The 2,855-nt window shown below is 47.4% G+C and carries 1 protein-coding gene and 2 pseudogenes; 2 read left to right on the plus strand and 1 reads right to left on the minus strand.

Annotated features, from left to right (window positions below; all coding sequences use genetic code 11):
- Window positions 1-211 (plus strand): annotated as a pseudogene (locus tag GOB82_RS13325) (hypothetical protein); the annotation flags it as partial.
- 5 nt (window positions 212-216) lie between these two features.
- Here GOB82_RS13325 and GOB82_RS13085 read toward each other — a convergent pair.
- Window positions 217-2,169 carry a Hint domain-containing protein gene (locus GOB82_RS13085; protein ID WP_166123759.1) on the minus strand — a complete coding sequence of 651 codons (1,953 nt, stop codon included), beginning with the start codon at window positions 2,167-2,169 and terminating at the stop codon, window positions 217-219.
- Between the two features lie 186 nt (window positions 2,170-2,355).
- Between GOB82_RS13085 and GOB82_RS13090 the strand changes: the two are divergent.
- A pseudogene (locus tag GOB82_RS13090) lies at window positions 2,356-2,751 on the plus strand (recombinase family protein); the annotation flags it as partial.
- Window positions 2,752-2,855: the final 104 nt, after the last annotated feature.

Genomic DNA, 2,855 nt, shown 5'->3' on the forward strand with positions numbered 1-2,855 from the left:
TCTGCTCAAAACGCAGATCAAAAGCTCTCCAGAAAACCGTCAATCAAATCGCCAAAACCCAGAAATTACTGGCCAAGCACATCAATCAACGGTTCTTCGATCCCTCCAGATGCCTCTGGAGAACGGCCTGCTTCAGGCGCTACGGAAGCCCATCATAAAAAAACAGGCCCTGTCGAAAAGACAGGGCCCGCATAACGGCTTAAACTGTTAAAATGATTAAGCAGATTTTACCGATTTTGTTGTTGTCTGATTTTCCACGACATAAGGACCAGCAGCACGAACGGTGACGGACAGAATGCCCATTTTCCCATTGGACAGATGATCACCCAATGGGAGTTCTGCGTTGCCACTTGTCCACGCAACACCATCCCAACCCATATCATCATGCCAACCGGCAGGCTTTTCAGCGGTCAGATGGGATGTGATATCAAACTGCTGTTTTGCGCAGAACAGGCGAACCTCTCCAACTGCAACGCCCATGTAACGGCGATCATCCACAAATGGACCAATCACATCAGACGGTCGACTCGCACGTGATACTACGTTAACCGATTTCGTATCAGGTGGCAGCATGAAGCTATAGTGCTGTGCGGTCTGACGCATTGGACGAATAATGGCACCTGTAGTCGTTACCAGATGCAGGTCTGGATCACTGGTCAGTTCAGGCTTTGTTGCTGGTGCAGCACTCCCTGAAGCGCTGTTTTCATGCCACGTTTCGCGCCATTCAAGAGCACGATAAAGAGGCTCAACAAAAGAGCGATCCACGTTCAGCAGGGCACCAGCATCATCTTCCCAGCTTTTGACAGCACCACGCAGGGTAACAACTTTGCCTTCCTGACGGAAGGAAGACCGGTTTCCGGTGTCCAGATAGCTTTCGGTCAGCATGCCATCGGCAGTGATGACAGAATGCTGTTCGGTTTCCACATGGTAGTAATCATAAGAGGTGATGGATTTATCGTAGAAGATAGACACACCATTGACCAGCATCCGCACTGGCACAAACCTATCCTTGAAGAACAGGCAATGTTCGGCAGTAATCAGCATATCCTTGTAAGGCACACCATCGGCAATAGCATCTTTAAGGATACGCACAGGCCAACCCGCTTCGTCATCTGGCAAACCGTGGCGGACGTTAACATGGGCTGTGCCAACCCAGACAACAGGTCGCACGATGTCTGTATTGTTCCGCCAATCAAAAGCAATAACTTCGTCACCGATGCGAACATCTTCAACAGCAACTTCACCGTTGGTCGTACGGATCATGCTGCCAGCAAGGAAGCAGGCGCCAATATAAGTATTGCCATTTGCATAAGTGATTTTGAGAGGATTTGTAGCTAAATCTTGTGAATTAACCGCGTTACTATAAGTGCCAGCCTGAACGTTCGCCCCGTCTGCTATTGTTACAGTATAGCTTGCGACTGTCTCACCCTTACTGCCCAAAAGGGTAATGGTGCGTGAGTTTCCACCATTATCTTTAATTACATATCCTGAAACAGCCGCTACGGTATCTTGCAGTTCTATAGTGTCTTTAGCAGGATCATAACCCGTAATTGTCGTCCCAGACAGACTGATGAGTGTGCCACCACCATTTAATACAAGAGTGCCCCCTCCTGTTGTAAAATTAACTGTAGTTCCTTGAAGCAGGCTGATCAGCTGAGTATTACCGTTATATGTTCCGCTATAGCCGATGTTGATAGTTGAACCACTTAATGCACCCGCGACTAACCCTCCTGAAAAAGAAGCCGTGCCGCCGTAGATATCTATAGTGATGGCTGTAGCCGCATTGACTGCAAAATTAATATCTGTGGTACCGCCAATCGTAAAAGTAGGTGCCGACAACGCAGACAGAAGGATATCAATTTGCCCGCTTGAACCGGGAACCGAGACCCACTGCCCGCCTAAAACCGAGAGGAGGCTTCCGTTTAGTGCATCTGTTCCTGTCTGGATATGAGACGCCAGAATACTATCTGGTACCCCAGTAAGGGTTTCGATCGTATTTCCGCTGGCATCTTTAATTGTGACTGTAGAATTTCCGGTTTTTACTCCAAATAAACCAGTTTCATCGGTTATAGTCCATGTTGTTTCGACTATCTTGTTACCGCTTGCGTCGAGGATAGGGTTGCCCTGTGCATCGAGTTCGTAAGTGTAATAAGTGCCTGCACTGCTCATGGTTAATCTCTCCCTTAATTCCTGATTTACGCAAAAAAGATTTGTTAGGTTTTTTCTGCTTCAACTCATGTTTTTGTTGTGCAAACAATTTTTGTATGAAATAAAACGAAGGAGAATTTCATGGAGCAGGTGGGACTTGCCTCACTTGCGTAAATCAGGATTTAAGCAAGCAAACCTCATGATAAGATGCCCCTCTCCTGCAAGGTAAAGGGGTGGAGCGTGGGTCAGAAAATAGGATATGCACGGGTCAGCACAGTGGGGCAGACCCTTGATATACAAGTGAAAAAATTAAAAGAGTTTGGGTGCGTAAAAATTTACCGCGAAAAAGCAAGCGGTGCGAATGCCGAGCGTTCACAGCTCAAAAAGCTGATTGCCTCGGTTACTGAAGGTGACATCGTAGTTGTTACGCGTATCGACAGACTCGCCCGCAGCACTTTCGATCTCTTTTCTATAGTTAAAGATATTACGAATAAAAAAGCACAGTTTCATTCAATAGCTGAACCGTGGACCGATACGAGCACCAGCACTGGACGACTGATGCTGGCTGTGCTCGGAGGCCTTGCTGACGTCGAACGCGATCTGGAGGGATCGAAGAACCGTTGATTGATGTGCTTGGCCAGTAATTTCTGGGTTTTGGCGATTTGATTGACGGTTTTCTGGAGAGCTTTTGATCTGCGTTTTGAGCA

This window comes from Acetobacter farinalis, from assembly GCF_011516935.1.
Lineage (GTDB): Bacteria > Pseudomonadota > Alphaproteobacteria > Acetobacterales > Acetobacteraceae > Acetobacter > Acetobacter farinalis.

What these genes read in the sequence shown, in the direction of transcription:
- GOB82_RS13085 (WP_166123759.1), bottom strand. Translation starts at nt 2,169, where the DNA reads ATGAGCAGTGCAGGCACTTATTACACTTACGAACTCGATGCACAGGGC.